At 58.9% G+C, this 17,146-nt stretch carries 11 protein-coding genes; 1 reads left to right on the top strand and 10 read right to left on the bottom strand.

Features of this window, described 5'->3' with window-relative positions:
- Positions 1–5 precede the first annotated feature (5 nt).
- Both WD823_RS09525 and WD823_RS09520 read right to left on the bottom strand, forming a co-directional pair.
- Positions 6–1,439, bottom strand: coding sequence for a CmpA/NrtA family ABC transporter substrate-binding protein (locus tag WD823_RS09525; protein ID WP_368429247.1), 1,434 nt, complete (start codon positions 1,437–1,439; stop codon positions 6–8).
- A 268-nt stretch (positions 1,440–1,707) separates the two neighbouring features.
- A complete protein-coding gene (locus WD823_RS09520) occupies positions 1,708–2,286 on the bottom strand; it encodes an ANTAR domain-containing response regulator (RefSeq protein ID WP_368429246.1) in 579 nt (192 codons plus the stop codon).
- 337 nt (positions 2,287–2,623) lie between these two features.
- Here WD823_RS09520 and WD823_RS09515 point away from each other — a divergent pair, with 337 nt between their 5' ends.
- Positions 2,624–3,307 carry a hypothetical protein gene (locus tag WD823_RS09515; RefSeq protein ID WP_368429245.1) on the top strand — a complete coding sequence of 228 codons (684 nt, stop codon included), beginning with the start codon at positions 2,624–2,626 and terminating at the stop codon, positions 3,305–3,307.
- Positions 3,308–3,511: 204 nt separating this feature from the next.
- Here WD823_RS09515 and WD823_RS09510 read toward each other — a convergent pair whose 3' ends face one another.
- The 8 genes from WD823_RS09510 to gltB form a co-directional block, all read right to left on the bottom strand.
- Positions 3,512–3,904, bottom strand: coding sequence for an MAPEG family protein (locus WD823_RS09510; protein WP_368429244.1), 393 nt, complete (start codon positions 3,902–3,904; stop codon positions 3,512–3,514).
- 212 nt (positions 3,905–4,116) lie between these two features.
- A complete protein-coding gene (locus WD823_RS09505; protein WP_368429243.1) occupies positions 4,117–6,090 on the bottom strand; it encodes a bifunctional aldolase/short-chain dehydrogenase in 1,974 nt (657 codons plus the stop codon).
- Between the two features lie 62 nt (positions 6,091–6,152).
- Complete coding sequence (locus tag WD823_RS09500) at positions 6,153–6,704, bottom strand: hypothetical protein (RefSeq protein WP_368429242.1); 552 nt, start codon at positions 6,702–6,704, stop codon at positions 6,153–6,155.
- Between the two features lie 94 nt (positions 6,705–6,798).
- Entirely contained in the window at positions 6,799–8,064 is a 1,266-nt protein-coding gene (locus WD823_RS09495; RefSeq protein ID WP_368429241.1) for a GGDEF domain-containing protein, read from the bottom strand.
- A 102-nt stretch (positions 8,065–8,166) separates the two neighbouring features.
- Positions 8,167–9,510 carry a GGDEF domain-containing protein gene (locus WD823_RS09490; protein WP_368429240.1) on the bottom strand — a complete coding sequence of 448 codons (1,344 nt, stop codon included), beginning with the start codon at positions 9,508–9,510 and terminating at the stop codon, positions 8,167–8,169.
- Positions 9,511–9,859: 349 nt separating this feature from the next.
- Positions 9,860–10,927, bottom strand: coding sequence for a uroporphyrinogen decarboxylase (gene hemE / locus WD823_RS09485; protein WP_368429239.1), 1,068 nt, complete (start codon positions 10,925–10,927; stop codon positions 9,860–9,862).
- 85 nt (positions 10,928–11,012) lie between these two features.
- The gene (locus tag WD823_RS09480) at positions 11,013–12,458 is read right to left on the bottom strand and encodes a glutamate synthase subunit beta (protein ID WP_368429238.1); all 1,446 of its coding nucleotides are present in this window, start codon (positions 12,456–12,458) and stop codon (positions 11,013–11,015) included.
- Positions 12,451–17,001 carry a glutamate synthase large subunit gene (gene gltB / locus WD823_RS09475; protein ID WP_368429237.1) on the bottom strand — a complete coding sequence of 1,517 codons (4,551 nt, stop codon included), beginning with the start codon at positions 16,999–17,001 and terminating at the stop codon, positions 12,451–12,453. The genes WD823_RS09480 and gltB overlap by 8 nt, the downstream gene beginning before the upstream one ends.
- Positions 17,002–17,146: the final 145 nt, after the last annotated feature.

Raw genomic sequence — 17,146 nt, 5'->3', positions numbered from 1 at the left:
GTGGCCTACAGCTTGTCGCTGCCCTTCAGGCCGATCTTGAATTTGCCCAGGTACTCGTTCGGCTTGCGGCCGTCGTAGACAACGCCGTCGATGAAACCCTTTTGCGGTCCCTTGAAGCCGGTTTCCTTGGCGAAGTCCGGAAAATCGGACGCCTTTAGCTTGCCTTCGGCGATCAGTTCCCTGGCCGCGGCGGCATAGATGTCCGGGCGGTAGATTTTCTTCGCCATTTCCATGTACCAGCTGTCCGGCTTCGTGTCGGGAATCTGACCCCAGCGGCGCATCTGGGTGAGATACCAGATGGCGTCCGAGTAATACGGGTAGGTCGCGTGGTAGCGGAAAAACACGTTGAAGTCCGGTGCCGGGCGCTTGTCGCCCTTCTCGTACTCGAAGGTGCCGGTCATGCTGTTGGCGATCACCGCCTCGTCGGCGCCGACGTAATTCGGCCGCGAGATGATCTTCACCGCTTCGGGGCGGTTCATGTTGTTTTGTTCATCGAGCCAGTAACCGGCGCGGATCAGCGCCTTGACCACGCGGATATGCGTGTTCGGATTGGCATCCGACCAGGCCTTGGTGACGCCAAACACCTTCTCCGGATTGTTCACCTGAACGTCGTAGTCGGTGGCGACCGGCACGCCGATGCCCTTGAAAACCGCCTGCTGGTTCCACGGCTCGCCGACGCAGTAGCCGTCGATCGTGCCGGCCTCCATCGTGGCCGGCATCTGCGGCGGCGGCGTCACCGAAAGCAGGACGTCGGCCTTGAGCGTGCCGCTGATGTCGCCCTTGCTCGGCGCGTAATAGCCCGGGTTCAGGCCGCCGGCCGCCAGCCAGTAGCGCAGCTCGTAGTTGTGCGTGGACACCGGGAACACCATGCCCATCTTGAAGGCCTTGCCCTGCTTCTTGTAATCGTCGACGACCGCCTTGAGATACTTGGGATCGATCGGATGCACCGGTCTTCCGTCCTTCATCGGCAGCTTCTTCTTGAGCGCGTCCCACGCGGCGTTGGAAACGGTGATGCCGTTGCCGTTCAGGTCCATGCTGAAGGCGGTGATGACATCGGCCTTGGTGCCAAACCCGACGGTCGCGCCGATCGGCTGGCCGGCGAGCATGTGCGCGCCGTCGAGCTCGCCCGAGATCACGCGATCGAGCAGCACCTTCCAGTTCGCCTGCGCCTCGAGCATGACCGACAGACCCTCGTCCTCGAAGTAGCCCTTCTCGTAGGCGATCGCCAACGGCACCATGTCGGTGAGCTTGATGAAACCGAATTTGAGGGAGATTTTTTCGGCCTTTCCGGTTGCGGCCAGCGCATCGGCTGCTCCGCCCGGCGCCATGGCGCCAAGCGCCAACACAGCGGCGGCGACCGCTGCGCGCTTGAGAAACCCGCGCCGGGCCACGCCCTGCCCATCGACGGAATCTTCTGGCTTGTCAGTTCTGCGTATCACTGGTGGTCCTCGTTTTACTGAATTAATTGGTAAAAAAAAGCGTCCATTTATGATCGGAAGTCGCCTCTTGGACGCTTCTGACAATAATGGACGCCGTTGTCCGAATTGCGGGCCTACACTACCCGCCGCTACCTGGTCGCGCGTTACGGCCCGTCGTTGGGCCGTCCGCGGGTAAATCTTTTCTGTTACCGTCCCGCCTCTCTCAAGAAGCTGAACATGATGTGGGCCGCCAAATCTGGCTGCTTCCGCAGCGAGAGGTGTTTGTCCTTCATGTCAGCAGCTCCGCCATGGCGATGACATTTTCCGCCACCTCGACCAGACGTTGATTCCGATCCATCGCTGTCTTGCGCAAAAGCTGGTAAGCCTCCCCCTCACTGACACCCCGTTGCCGCATCACCAGCCCTTTGGCGCGCTCGATGAGCTTGCGATCCGCAAGCCTGAGATTGGCCTTGTCGAGCTGCTCTCGCAGCCGCTGGAACTCCTCGAACCGCGCCAGGGCAACCTCCATGATCGGGCGGATGCGATCCGCGGACGGATTACCTACGACATAGGAACTCACCCCTGCCCTGACGGCGGCCCGGATGGAATCGCGGTCACCGTCATCCGTGAACAGGACAATCGGACGGGGTTCGTCGCGCGCTAACAGGCGAATGTGCTCAAGCACGTCTCGATCCGGCGACTGCCGATCAATGATGATTAAGTCCGGACGCAGCGCCCTTACTTGTTCAAGTTTCTCGGTAGATAAATCAACCACCGTTATCACCTCGTAACCCGCTTCCCGCAGGGCCGGCGTTACGATCGCCGCCCGCGCGCGGTCGTTTTCTACCAGCAGCACACACAGTGACATGTCGTTAACCTCTGACGCCGCTTCTCAAAAGCAATCGCCGTGCCAGAGATGCATTTTTTCTGAAATCAACGGCTTAGGTAGATTGTTCAGCACTAGACCGCATCTCCATGCACCATTCTTGTGAGTTGGATGCTGTTCATGATCCGAAGTGGTGCAAAAACCGCGACGGCAGCGTGGGTTATGAGAAAGCAGAAAAATCACTGCTTTAGGTGAATAAATAATGATTTTTCCGGACTGCGCCCACCATTGATATGTCAGCCCCAGCAGGCGATATCATTTCCGGCGGTACTGAATACAAGTCTTGCCGAACCTGCCTGGTCCTGCCACATTGCCACCCATGAGGCTGCGTTTTCGCTTATCCGCCTTGATTTTCGGCATCGTGCTGACATTCAGTCCGGCAAATGCGCAGGAACCGATACAGATCAAGGTGGCGGATCGGTACACACTGGCGGCGGATCAGGTTTATCGCCACGATCCGGCACGGCACGACGCGACGCATCAGTTGACGCTGACGCTGGTTTATTTCACCGGCAGCGACTGGCCGCGCAATGCCATGGTGGAAGCAGCCCGCAAAGTCGCAGAAATACTGGAACGGTGCGGCATGCTGCTGTGGCAGGTCGAGCTCGTGCGAGTCGATGCGCCACGTCGTTATCATTACCTCAACACGCCGAAATCACGCGAGCTGGCGCGAACGCTGCAGCTTGCCAAGCCCACCGTGTATTTCGTGACCGACACCCGCCACCGGCCGGCCTTTGACGCCGAGGCCATTGGCCGGGGCAACAGCCAAACACGCCCTGAACTCGCCGACAGCGTGTGGGTGACGCGCGCCACGCGCGACGTGGGTGTCGCCCTCGCCCACGAATTAGTCCACGTCCTCTCGGACAGTGGTCAACACGTTGATCTGCCGGGAAACCTGATGCGTGAGCAAACGGCACCGGAAAATACGCAACTCACGGGCGCGCAATGCGCTCAGTTACGCGAAGTGGGTGCAAAAAACGGTTTGCTGCATGTCATGAAATAATCCCGGGTAATCGCTTCTGGAATTTCCGGGTGAAACGAAACTACATGCAAGACGGGCGTGCCTGGACAAAAAAATAATTGCACCGAATGTCCGCGCCGTGAATACCGCCTGCGTGACCAATTGACGACCGCACCGGGCACCGGTGGCGAAAAATAACGAATGTCCCCAGTTCCTGTTGCCTCTCCGTGACGGGAAGGAAGTCCGTCAGCGGAGAAGAAGCTGCCAGGCAAGTGTGGCCTGCGCGAAAAATCCGACCGCGAAGGCAAGCGTGCGTACCCACGGCACGGCAAAGGTGAACGCCAGCAGATGCACCGCGCGCGCCCAGAAATACACCACGCACGCCCCGGCGGTAACGCTGTTCGAGACTCCGGCAAGATGCGCCACCAACACCAAGGCCGCGAATATCACCAGGTTTTCCACGGCATTCGCATGCGCCTTCATAAGCCGTATTGCCCAAGGGGACTGCCGCTTGGGATTTTCGGGATAACCGACCGCGGCGACAAGGCCCCACACTGCGATCCTGTCCAAGATGTAAGGAATCCATATCAAACCGGTTAACGCGGTTACCAACGTCAGGTACAGCAGTTCGGTCTTCATTGTTACCTCCTTTTTTGACTACACGAGAGACGGAGAAACACGTCAACCAGCGGTGATGTCTCCGGCCGACTCAAAACGCGATTTTAATAATGAGCGTGGCGAAGAGAAAATTACAGTGGTCCCGCCGCGTCATCAACTTAACTTGTTGAATTTCAATGTATACGGGCCACGCCACAGAATGAAAAAACCGGGAATATCGTATTCACAACCCGTCAAATAACGCGTTCATTTCCGCCGTCGACCGGCACCTGGGCGGCGGTGGTTTTGGCAAACAGCGGGCCGCACATTTCGGCCGCGAGTTCGGCGACGTCACGGCTGGTGACTTCGGTCTTGAGCACGTTGGTCTTTTTGTATTGCTCGACCGTGAGACCGTAATGCTTGGCACGTGCTTGTAAAACTTCCTCGTTCCAAATGCCGGTATCGAACACGGCATTCGGGTGCAATGAGTTGATACGAATGTTATCCGCGCCCCATTCCAAGGCGGCCACGCGCGCGAGCTGGTTGAGCGCCGCCTTCGAGGCCGAATAGGCGGCGGCGCCGGGACCGGGCGCTGCGACGTTCTTTGAACCGATCACCACCACGCGCCCGCCCTGGGGCGAGAGCTTGAGCAGCGGATGCGCCTCGCGCATCAGCGTCAAATTGGAATCAAGATTGATGCGCAGTACTTTCTGCCACTCGACGGTGGCCAAGGACTCGATGCGGCATCCCGGTGGAAAGAGGCCGGCATTGAGAATCAGCATGTCGAGCCCACCAAACTGACGCACGGTTTTTTCCAAGGCATTCTCCAGTTGTTTTTCGTCGGTCACGTCGCTGACGATGCCAAGGTAATCCGGGCGCTGATGCCGGCGTTCAACCTCCGGATTGATATCAAGACCCGCCACCGCGGCCCCGCGCGCGAGCAGCGCCCCCACGCACGCCGCGCCGATGCCCGAGGCCGCGCCGGTCACGAGGGCTACTTCGCCTGCGAACATCGCCGGTTTGTCGCGGCTTTTCAGTTTGGCCTGTTCCAGGTCCCAATACTCCACGTCGAAAATGGCCTTTGCCGGCAACGCCTGATAGCCGCCGAGTTCAGTAGCGCGCCGGACGATTTCAATCGTGTGTGCATATATGTCGAAAACGATCGCGGCCTCTCCAGCGCTGCGTCCGACGGTCGTCACGCCGATCTCATGATCGATGATCACACGCGGAGCAGGATCAAGCATGGTCTTGGGTTCGGTGGCCGTGGGCGCCAACTCATTAAAATATTGGGAGTAGGCTTCGACGTACGCCTGGATATTGCGTCCAAGCATCGGCAGGCGCTTGGTGCGGATGACATGGTCCGGCGTCGCCGGACCCTGCTGTGATATCGTGGTTACATCCGGGCGGCGTGCAAACGCGAGGCTCGCCGGATCATCATGGATCGTCACGATTACCGGAAATCCGGTGGATGCGGAAAGCGCACGCCGCAAGGTTGCCAACTTCATCCGCAGCGGCATGGCCACCGGTTTTTCCTCCGCAACCGGAATGGTCCAGGCTTTATGTCTGACAAGATAATTCTCCGCCCAGGTGACCAGGTCGATCATACGCTCGTAGGATTCCTGCGCGGTTTTCCCGAAGGTAAACAGGCCGTGATGCATCAGCACCATGCCGATGGTGTTTTTTCGGGCCTCGGTAAAAAAGTGAGCAGCGACAGCGCGTGCCAGCTCGAACCCGGGCATCACATAGGGAATAACGACGACATTGTCACCGTATATCTCGCGGATCCGGGCCAGGCCGTCAACCGAATTGGTAATGGTCAGGACGGCATCCGCGTGGGTGTGATCGACGTATTTGTGCGGCAGGATGGCGTGCAGAATGGCCTCGACCGAGGGCGTCGGCGCCGAGGCACGGGTCAAGTGCGTGCGCAATTCGTTGATCATCTGCGGGTCCGACAGCGCCTTGAGTTTCGCAAGTTTCAGCAGATGATCCAGGCGCACGGGCGAAAAACCGGCTAGCTCGATATGCTCAAGGTCCCAACCGCTGCCCTTCACATACAGGAGGGTCTCCTCTTCCCCGAGCAGATTGGTCTCGTTGATCTTGACCGAAGTGTTGCCGCCGCCGTGCAGCACCAGTGTCTTCTCGCGCCCGAACAGGCGCGTGGTGTACACGCGTAATCCCAGTTCACCCGGGAATTGCGCGGCTTCGCTGTCGTTCCAGAGGCTTTTCATTTCGCTGGCGCAGACAATATCACGGGTTGCACCGCGCCAGCACTGAGGAAGGACAAGCGAGGCTAGAAACTGATTCTTACGCCCAGATGAATGCCGGAGTCCACGGTAACCCGAGTGTTGTTATCCAGGTCAGCCCGGACCTTGCGATAACCAAGATAGGCGTTCGCCGTTCGCTTGATGACTTCCAGTTCGATGCGCGCGCCCCATTCCCAGAATTTCTCCCCGTCGAGAGCCGTCACGATGTCCGGGGCATAAAACAGAAAGCCCCCGAAACCGACCGGGCCGCTGGTGGGAAAAACGCGGAATTGGCCGCCAAGACCGAGCGCCAGCACGTCCTTGTTACCGACGTCAGCAAGGTATATTTTTCCGCCAAGGCCCGCCTCGGTGCGGCCATCTCCGGTCTGTTTCTCGCCCAATGCCAACAGACCCACGCTGGCCACCCAGTCGTTTTGATCGGTATTGGACAACAATCCGAGACTGAATTGAGCGTTACGCCAGTTGGTGGCGTAACTCGCCTGGATGGTTTCATCGTTGAGATTGATATCGAGCGCATCGGCCATAACGGGGGCACAAAAACCTGCCGTGATCAATGCAAGAAAAATCCGCAAATGCATGAATTCTTTTCCTCCATAAAAAGATCGACGCAGTAATAGTAACCGATCATCTTTATGCGGACCAGAACTCGTGCCAACGCTGCGGGAACCGCGGCTAGTTCGTCGGAAGCGCCACCACCATGCGATTGAATCCTCCCAGCTTGGCCTGATTGAGCGTTTCATCCGCGCGTTGCAGCAGCGTGCTAACCGGCTCCCCCGGGGAATATTGCGTCAATACACTCGAGAAACTGGGCAGCGGAATATTTCTTCCATCCTTGTGCACAAAGGTGGCGCCGGCGGATTTGCGTGCCTTCTCCAGCGCGTGCATGGCGCCGTTCTTTTGTGTGTTCGGAAACAGCACGGCGAATTCATCGCCGCCGTAGCGTGCCACCAGATCATAGGTGCGGAACTTGGCAAGAATTTCGCCGGCGTAACAGCGTAATACGGCATCCCCAGCCGCCCGTCCGTGGCGCCGGTTAACCGACTCAAGATTGTCTATGTCGATTACCGCCAATGCGAGGGCGAACCCGTAGCGTTTCACGCGGCCGATCTCGGACTCAAGCTGCCTGACAAACACGTCACGCTTCGGCAGGCCGGTCAATTCATCCGTCATACTGTGCTTGCGTGCCTGACTCAGTTCCTGGCGCAGCCACTCCCGGTCCGACTCTACGGACTTCATGTATTCGCTGGCACTGGAAAGTTTTTCTATGAGCGCCTGTCGTTCCTCTATCAGTTCGTTCAATCCGTTGACCAGGATTTTCTTGAGGTCATTGAAGTCGCCCAGCGGGTTTTCCGGGTTTTCCAAAACTTTACGTTCCGTTTCCAGCAACTCGCCAAACTTTTTATCGATGGTGATGCTTTCCGTAACCTTTTCCGCAAGCGTATCCTCCAGTTTTTCGATTTTATCCTGTCGCGTCGGCACCGGCTCTTTGGGCGGAGCGATCTTGGCTGCAGTTGGCGGCAGCGTGCTTTTGATCTCAGGAGTCGCTGCTACCTTAGGGGGAATTCTTTCGGCGTCTGCGGCCGGCGGTGGCTGGCGCACCGATACAACGGGCGGAGGTGTCTTGACGACCGGCGTCGCGCGCGCTGCCGGGGAAACCGGTTTCGTGGGCAAGTACAGGGTCAACCGCTGCTGAATGAGCCGCGCCTTGACGCGAGTGGCCGCATCACAGGTCGTACTCTTGGCATACTTGCCGAGCAACGCGTGCAGGAAGGTGACGAAGACGAGCTCGATACGCCCGGTTTCGTCTCCATACCGTTGCAGGCCACGCTGGATTTGGTTGTAAAGGATCAGGCCGTGCTCGGTCCGCTTTAATCCTTCCAGGTGGTGCTTGAGGCTTTGCAGTAAGGACGGATCTGCAGAAGTGTGGGAATCCGTCACGCCGGTCTCCTGATTGCAGCTGCAGAGTAATCTGCACTTACCTAAGGAGATTAGACTCCGGACCCTCGGACCACAACCTGCAAACCACCGGAAAGGGGTTTTTTATGCCCCGTTATCCTGTGAAAGACCTTCCGGCGGGCCGGGTGGGGGGGAGATGGTCAGTTCCAGTTCGGTCCGGTTGCGGCCGAGACGCTTGGCGCGGTACAAGGCGCGGTCGGTACGGTCGATCAGGTCGGTGCCGCTTTCGCCGGGTACGTACAAGGCGATGCCGGTGGAAAAAGTAGGCAGCGGAAGGATATTTCCCTGATACTCGCAATTCGTCGCCCGGGCGCGATTCTTGACCTTGTTTATCGCGGCAATTGCGCCCTCCTCCTTGGTATTGGGCAGCAACACCGCAAACTCCTCGCCGCCATAGCGCGCGACCATGTCATGATGACGCAGCACGGTCAGGACTTCGGTGGCATAACACTGGAGGATCAGGTCGCCCGCCGCATGGCCATGGATATCATTGATCGCCTTGAATTCATCCAGATCAATCATCGCGAGCGCGAGTGACAAGCCGTAACGCTGGGCGCGGCTGATCTCATCCTGGAGCCGCCGCATGAACGCGCGCCGGTTCGGCAGTCCGGTGAAATCATCGGTGAGCGAAAGCAATCGAACCTTGTTCAGCTCGTTGTGCAGTTGTTCGCTGTCGTCCTTGATGAGCTTTAAATAGCTTTCCGTGCGATGGAGCTTGGTCTCGAGCGAATTCTGCCCGTTGATCAGTTCCTCCAGGCCTCCGATCAGAATCTCGCGCATATGCGCGATCTCGTTGTCGCTCTCGGCCTGCTGCAATGCCCGCAGCTCGATTTGCAGCAAAGCTCCGAATTCGCGGTTCTGGGTGATGGCCTCGGTTACACTTTTTGCCAGGGTTTTCTGGAGCTTGTCTATCTCATTTCGCTGGCGGTCAAGGTGCAAACGATAAGCCGTGTTCACGCGCCGATCCGCTTGCACTTCAGCGTTCTTTACAGTCTTGGCCGTTGTCCCGGCATTTTCCACCGGCGCCGTGGTTGTGCGTTTTCCGGCAGAATTCGGAACGGGCTTTTCAGGTACCGCGCCCCCCGCGGAGGAGGTAACCACCGAGGCCGCCTTGTGAATTCGGTCATCGACAGTTCCGGGCGAATCCCCCGCCGGGACAGCGGAAGACCGTCGCAACTGGATCAGGCGCGCGTTGATCCGGGTGATGTGATCAGCGGTGGGATCCCGGGCGTAGGCATCCAGCAACAGATGGAGCAATGAGGCGTAGGTGTGGTCGAGTTTGGCCTGCACGCTCTCCTGTTCTTCCACGAGGCGCGCAATCTGATCGTAAATGACGGTACCGACGGATGTCCGTTTCAGCCCTTCGAGGAGAGCGAGCATTTTTTTCGATGCCGACGCCCGATCCGCTTCCGATTCGTTCTGCACCACAGTCCCCACCTCCTGTCCCGGCGACAGCATATGGTAAAATACGCTGTCGACTCATGCGCGACACAGACAACGAATCCCTGTGGAATGGCCGCAGAAACTGAAATTATTTTAAAGTCTGAAGTCCGTTTTCAGCAGCTGAGATGAGAATCTACTCGGGCATATTCCAAATAACAACGCATCTGTTTTCCATGTCGGATCAATCCACGCGCTTCAAGGACTTATCGACGATATTAAAGAACCTGTCTTAAGCGTAGTGCCGGTCAAATGCCGGTGATCGCGGCATGCGTAAGTCTGAACGTAGCGACTTAAACTCAGCTTTTCCTGCGAAACAGGTTTCCACGTCCGTCCATTACGCCGAGTGATAGCCACGGCTCAGCTCGTGAACCGCCTCGACGAGGACCGTGACCTGATCCGGATCCACGTGTTGCTGGATGCCATGCCCCAGGTTGAAAACGTGACCCAAGCCATGGCCAAAACTCGCGAGAATGGTTGCCACTTCGCGGCGAATGCGTTCCGGTGATGCGTACAACAACGACGGATCCATGTTTCCCTGCAGCGCCACCCGCGACCCCACGCGCACGCGGGCATCGTGCAACGATGTGGTCCAATCGATTCCCAGCGCCTCGGCGCCGGACTCCGCCATGACCTCCAGCCACTGACCGCCGTTTTTCGTGAACAGTATCACTGGCACGCGGCGGCCCTCCCGCTCACGCGTGAGATGACGGATGATTTGTTCCATGTAGCGCAGCGAAAATTCGCGATAATCCCGGGGTGAAAGCACGCCGCCCCAGGTATCGAACAACATCAACACCTGCGCCCCGGCCGCGACTTGCGCATTGAGATATGCCGTCACCGCGCGCGCAAGGGTATCGAGCATTCGGTGCATGAGCGGAGGCTGGTCGAACATCAAGCGCTTGACCCGGCTGAATTCCTTGCTGCCCCCGCCCTCGACCATGTATGTCGCGAGCGTCCACGGACTGCCGGCAAATCCTATCAGCGGCACCTCGCCGTTCAATTCGCGCCGGATCAACCGTACCGCCTCCATCACGTAACGCAACTCCCTTTCAGGATCCGGAACGAACAGCTGCTCCACGTCCTGGGCCGTCCGCACGGGATACTTGAATTGCGGGCCTTCACCTTCGGTGAAATAGAGTCCGAGCCCCATGGCATCGGGGATGGTGAGAATGTCGGAGAACAGGATTGCGGCGTCCAATCGGAAACGCCGCAACGGTTGCAGTGTCACCTCGCAGGCCAGTTCCGGTGTGGTGCAGAGTGTTTTAAAATCGCCGGCCTGCTCCCGTACCGCGCGATACTCCGGGAGATAGCGTCCGGCCTGGCGCATGATCCATACCGGCGTGACGTCCACGGGCTGCCGGAGCAATGCCCGGAGTAATCTGTCGTTCTTTATTTCAACCATGCTATGCCCGGCGTGAAATTCTGATTACGGAACTTGATGCGCATGCAGGGTGCCTGCAAGCTCGTTGCCATGGACCGTTTTGGCTTTAGAGCGGCGCCGGTAAATCAGAGGTGCCCGTCAGAAACTTGTCAATCCCGCGCGCCGCCGAGCGCGCCTCGGCAATGGCCCAGACAATCAGCGATTGACCGCGCTGCATGTCCCCGGCGGTAAATACCCCGGGCACGTTCGTCATCCAGTTCGCGTCGCGCCACACGTTGCCGCGTTCGGTGATTTTCACACCGAGTTGCTGCAGCATCCCGGGTTGTTCCGGACCGACAAAACCCATGGCTAACAGGGCCAGCTCGCAGGGGAGCGTGAACTGACTGCCCGGGATTTCCTTGAAGGACAGGCGACCGCCTGCGCGAACCGGCTCCAGCTTCACCAGTTCAAGCCCTTGCAGTCGGCCTTGGTCATCGCCCGTAAACCGTTTTGTCGAGACGGAGTAGACCCGAACGCCGCCTTCCTCGTGCGCCGCCGAGACCCGGTAAATATGCGGATATTCAGGCCAGGGATTATTCGGTGCGCGGTGTGCCGGCGGCAGCGGCATGATTTCCAGCTGATGCACCGAAACCGCGCCCTGACGGTGCACCGTCCCCAGACAATCAGCGCCGGTGTCGCCGCCGCCGATTATCACCACATGCTTGCCCTTGGCGGTGATTGCGTGATCAGCGGGTATCGTATCGCCCTCGCATCGGTGGTTCTGCTGGGTCAGATACTCCATGGCAAAGTGCACGCCGGACAACTCGCGCCCCGGAACCGGCAAATCACGTGGGGCGCAGGCGCCGCCAGCGAGCAAAATCGCGTCGAAATCCTTTTTTAGTTCTTCCGTGGACACATTTACGCCGACATGGGCATGGGTACGGAACGTCACCCCCTCGGCCCGGAGCTGATCCAGCCGGCGGTCAAGCACGTGCTTCTCCATCTTGAATTCCGGGATGCCGTAACGCAGCAAGCCGCCGATCCGGTCATCGCGTTCCAGCACGACAACCTCGTGACCCGCGCGGCGCAGCTGCTGTGCGGCCGCGAGACCCGCGGGACCGGAACCCACGATCGCGATTTTTTTCCCGGTGAGCACTTTCGGCGGGAGCGGCCTGACCCAGTTTTGTTCGAAGGCATGATCGTTGATGGCCAACTCGATGGCCTTGATCGTGACCGGATCATCGATGATATCGAGCACGCACGATCCCTCGCACGGTGCCGGGCAAAGCGTGCCGGTGAAATCCGGGAAATTGTTGGTCGCATGCAGACGATTGATGGCCTCCTGCCATTGGCCGCGGTAAACCAGATCGTTCCAATCGGGAATAATGTTTCCGAGCGGGCAACCTTGTTGACAGAAAGGTATGCCGCAATCCATGCAACGCGCCCCTTGGGTCTTGAGTTCCGCCTCGGAGTAAGGAAGCATGACCTGACGCCAATCCCGTATGCGTTCGGCAACGGGTCGGTAGGGCTGTTTGGCACGGTGGAATTCGATAAAACCGGTAATCTTACCCATGCGCCGCTTCCATCACTGCCTGCTCTTCCGGGATGCCGGTTTGGCGAGCCTTGGAAATGGCGGCGAGTACCCGCTTGTAGTCCTTGGGCGTCACTTTCACAAATTTCGGTTGCATGGCCTTCCACTGGGCCAGAATGTTTTGTGCCACCGCGCTGCCGGTGAAGTGCGCGTGGCGCTTGAGCAGGTCCTTGACCTGGTCCACGTCTTCGCCGGACGTCAGGGGATCAATCTCCACCATCGACAGATTGCAGTGGCGTCCGAAATCTCCGGAAGTATCGAGCACGTAAGCCACGCCGCCGGACATTCCCGCCGCAAAGTTGCGGCCCGTCGAGCCGATCACCACCACCCGGCCGCCGGTCATGTATTCGCACCCGTGATCGCCCACGCCTTCCACGACGGCGTACACGCCGGAATTGCGCACGGCAAATCGCTCGCCGGCAACCCCGCGGAAATAGGCTTCGCCGCCGGTGGCGCCGTAAAGCGCGACGTTTCCGATCAGAATGTTTTCTTCCGGCACGAAGGTCGACTGACGCGGCGGAAAGACGACGAGTTTCCCGCCGGACAGGCCTTTGCCGATGTAATCGTTGGCATCGCCTTCGAGCGTGAACGTTATCCCGTGGGGCAGGAACGCGCCGAAGCTCTGGCCGGCGGAGCCGTTGAAATGGATGCGAATCGTGTCCTCGGGCAATCCTTCCGATCCGAAACGCCGGGAAACTTCCGAGCCCAGTATGGTTCCGACCGTACGGTGGACATTGCGGATGGGCAGGATAATGTCCACGGGTTTTTTCGACTCAAGCGCTTCGCGGCACAGCGGCAGGATGGTTGTCACATCGAGTGATTTGTCGAGCCCGTGATCCTGATCGCGCACGCGCCGGATGGCCACCTCCGGACCCACCTTCGGCTGGAAGAAAATCTGCGTAAAATCGAGGCCGCGTGCCTTCCAATGATCGATCGCCTTTGTGACGTTGAGGCGGTCCACGCGACCGATCATCTCTTCCATGCTGCGAAACCCGAGCTGCGCCATCCATTCACGTACTTCCTGCGCCACAAACCGGAAAAAATTCTCGACGTGCGCGGGATCGCCGGCAAATTTCTTGCGCAGCTCCGGGTCCTGGGTGGCGATGCCGACCGGGCAGGTGTTCAGATGGCACACGCGCATCATGATGCAACCCAGCACCACGAGCGGTGCGATGGAGAATCCGTATTCCTCGGCGCCCATCAGCGCGGCGACCACCACGTCGCGACCGGTCTTCAGCTGACCGTCCACCTGCACCACAATCCGGTCGCGCAGCTTGTTCATGACCAGTACCTGTTGGGTCTCGGACAGGCCCAGTTCCCACGGCAACCCTGCGTGCTTGATGGATGACAGCGGTGAGGCACCTGTTCCTCCATCGTGGCCGGAAATCAGCACAACATCCGAGTGCGCCTTGGCGACACCGGCAGCGACCGTGCCGACACCCACTTCGGAGACGAGCTTGACGTGGATGCGTGCCTCCCGGTTGGCGTTTTTCAAATCGTGGATAAGCTGGGCCAGATCCTCGATGGAATAAATATCGTGATGCGGCGGTGGCGAAATGAGGCCCACGCCGGGTGTGGAATAACGCACCTTGGCGATCCACGGATAAACCTTGTGTCCGGGCAACTGGCCGCCCTCGCCGGGCTTGGCGCCTTGTGCGATTTTGATCTGAAGATCCGAGGCATTGATCAAATAATGACTCGTAACGCCGAATCGACCGGATGCCACCTGCTTGACGCGCGAGTTCTTGATCGTTCCATAACGCTCCGGGTCCTCTCCGCCCTCGCCGCAATTCGAGCGCCCGCCGATCTTGTTCATCGCGATCGCGAGCGCCTCATGCGCTTCCTGGCTGATCGCGCCGTAGGACATCGCGCCGGTCCCAAAACGCGTCATGATGGATTCCACGGGCTCTACCTCGTCGAGAGGTATAGGCCGATCGGCGAGCTTGAGTTCGATCAATCCTCGCAAGGTGGCCACGTGACGCGCCTTGTCGTCGCAGGCATGCGAGAACTCTTTGAACATCGCATAAGAGTTGGCGCGCGTAGCCTGCTGTAGCTTCGCCACGGTATCCGGATTGACCATGTGAAACTCGCCGTCGCGGCGCCACTGGTAATGACCGCCCCATTCGAGCTCGGCGGGACCCACCGGCCGTTCGGGGTATGCCAGGCGGTGACGCAAGCCCGCTTCCTGCGCCACAACATCGATGCCGATGCCGCCGACCCGAGAAGCGGTCCAGGTGAAATATTTGTCCACGAACGCCTTGTCGAGACCGATGGCCTCGAAAATCTGGGCGCCGCGGTAGGACTGAATGGTGGAAATCCCCATCTTGGAAATGACCTTGACCACGCCTTTGTTCAGCGCCTTAATGTAGTTCTTGAGCGCTTCGAAATGATCCACGCCGGCGAGTTGTCCCTGGCGGATCAAATCATCCAGTGTCTCGAAGGCGAGATAGGGATTAATGGCGCCGGCACCGTAACCCAGCAGCAGCGCCATGTGGTGCGTTTCACGCGGTTCACCGGATTCCACGATGAGCCCCGCTTTGACACGGGTGCCGGCGCGAACCAGATGATGATGCACACCCGCGGTGGCGAGGAGCGCCGGTATCGGCACATGAGTCTGGTCGATTCCCCGGTCGGAAAGAATAATGAAGGTGTAACCCTCGTCGATGGCTTTACTGGCCTTGCGGCACAATTCCGTTAGCGCCCTTGCCAGGCCCACCCCTCCCGAGCCGGCCGGAAACAGCACGGGAAGGGTAATGGTCTTGAAACCCGGGCGATCGAGATGGCGAATTTTCGCCAATTCTCCATTGCCGAGAATCGGCGTCTTAAGCTTGAGCATCCGGCAACTCTCGGGGGCCGGTTCGAGCAGATTGCCTTCGGGGCCGAGCGGCGTTTCGATTTGCGTGACCAGCTCCTCGCGGATCGCATCCAGCGGCGGATTGGTCACCTGCGCGAAGAGTTGCTTGAAATAGTCGTAGAGTACCCGCGGTCTGTCCGAGAGCACCGCCAGTGCGGCGTCGTTACCCATGGAACCCACTGGCTCCTCCCCTTTTTGCGCCATGGGCGTCATGAGAATGCGCAGGTCCTCATGGGTATAACCGAAGACCTGCTGCCGCTGCAGCACGGTCGCGTGATCCGGCTCAGGCACATCTGCCGGTTCGGGAAGGTGATCGAGCAGCACCAGGTTCGACCGCAACCATTCCCGGTACGGGTACATGGCGATGTAGCGTTGCTTGAGTTCGGCATCGTCAATGATGCGGCCTTCACGCGTGTCCACGAGGAATATGCGGCCGGGGTGCAGGCGTTCCTTGATGAGCACGTTTTCCGGGGGAATGTCGAGCACACCGACTTCGGACGCCATGACCACCATTCCGTCCTTGGTCACGTAGTAGCGCGACGGGCGCAGGCCGTTGCGGTCAAGCACCGCGCCGATGACCTCGCCGTCGGTGAATGCAATCGAGGCCGGACCGTCCCACGGTTCCATCAGGCAACCGTGATACTCGTAAAACGCCTTGCGATCCTCGTCCATCATTTCGTGACCGCTCCAGGCCTCCGGTATCATCATGAGCACGGCATGTGGCAACTCACGCCCCGCCATGAAGAGGAACTCGAGCACATTGTCGAAGGCGGCCGAATCCGAACCTCCCTCGATCACTATCGGAAGAATCTTCTTTAGATCGTCGCCCAACACCGGTGACTGGCACAAAGCTTCGCGGGCCCGCATCCAATTGATATTTCCTCGCAATGTGTTGATCTCGCCGTTGTGGGCGATGTAACGGTAGGGATGTGCGAGCGGCCAGGACGGGAAGGTATTGGTAGAGAATCGCGAATGCACGAGCGCCAATGCCGACTCCACCGCGGGATCGGCCAGATCGGGAAACATCGGTTCCACCTGAGTCGGCGTGAGCATGCCCTTGTAAATCAGCGTGCGGGCGGAAAGGCTCGGGATGTAAAACTGCGAATGCTCTGCTAGGTCCGAATTTAAGATAGTGTGCTCAATGCGCTTGCGGATGACGTAGAGCTTGCGTTCGAAGGTCTGAACATCCGAGATGTCCGGGTCACAAGCGATAAAAACCTGTTTGAAGGCGGGCTCTGCCGACCGGGCTGTGGGCCCCACCAGTGAGTCATCGACCGGGACATCACGCCAGCCAAGGACCGCTTGTCCTTCCTCGCGCACCACCGCCGCAAACTTTTCCTGGCAGCGGCTTGCCGCCACCGGGTCACGCGGCAGGAATACCAGCCCGGTTCCGTAGCGACCGGCCGCGGGAAGCGTGAAACCCAGCTTGGCGCATTCGCGGCTGAAAAAAACATGCGGGATCTGGATCAGAATACCGGCGCCATCACCGGTATTCTCCTCGCAGCCGCAAGCGCCGCGATGCATGAGATTTCGGAGGATGGTTATTGCGTGGGTAACGATGCGATGCGAACGTCGGCCCTTGATGTCCACGACGAAACCGACGCCACAGGCATCGTGTTCAAAAGCCGGGTCATACAGACCTTGCTGCCGTGTGTGATGTGTCTGTTTCAATTTAATTCACCGTTTCCGCCTCGTAGTTGTCAATCGCGACTTCAATCCACCCTGCAAATGCCGATCAGCCGATTTTATCTCTCGCGCCCGTCAGCGAAATCCGGCCCAGACCAGGGAAATTTATACTTTTGCCCGGGAAATCTGC

This window comes from Sulfuricaulis sp., from assembly GCF_040901545.1.
In the GTDB taxonomy this organism is placed as follows: Bacteria; Pseudomonadota; Gammaproteobacteria; order Acidiferrobacterales; family Sulfurifustaceae; genus Sulfuricaulis.
This window is presented reverse-complemented; position numbering and strand designations above follow the sequence as displayed.